Genomic DNA, 391 nt, shown 5'->3' with positions numbered 1-391 from the left:
CGTCGAAGAGGTTGGCGTAGATCGGGGCGTTGAAGCTCGGATCGTCGAGCTTGAGGCCCAGGTAGTCGCGGCCCTCGTTGGAGGTCTTCGACCATGCGGCGCCGATCTCGGCGCGGCCGACCAGCACCCGGTGGCTGGGAGCGTTCTCGCCAGTGGCGCGTGTGTCAGGGACGATGCGCACGTTCTTGGCCAGGACGCTGAGGGTGACAATTTCACCGGTGAATTCGTTCGAGGCGGACTTCTTGAAGGTGCCGATGGTAGCCATTGTAAGTCTCCATTTTCTGTTCCCGAGCCCGCACCATGCGGCCTCGATGGCGATCACTTGGCCGGAGGCGACCGACGACGCATCGCTTGCGACCGGAGCAACGCGGAGGACGGCGCAGGAACGGCT

At 64.2% G+C, this 391-nt stretch carries 1 protein-coding gene; it reads right to left on the bottom strand.

What is annotated here, in order from left to right:
- On the bottom strand, positions 1-265 hold a 265-nt coding region (locus NR193_RS33375), incomplete at its 3' end, for a DUF736 family protein (RefSeq protein WP_256754901.1).
- Between the last annotated feature and the right edge of the window lie 126 nt (positions 266-391).

The sequence above is a fragment of the Mesorhizobium sp. Mes31 genome, from assembly GCF_024519675.1.
Taxonomy (GTDB): domain Bacteria; phylum Pseudomonadota; class Alphaproteobacteria; order Rhizobiales; family Rhizobiaceae; genus Mesorhizobium.
Note: the sequence above shows the minus strand (reverse complement) of the source record. Positions and strands in the feature narration are given on the sequence as shown.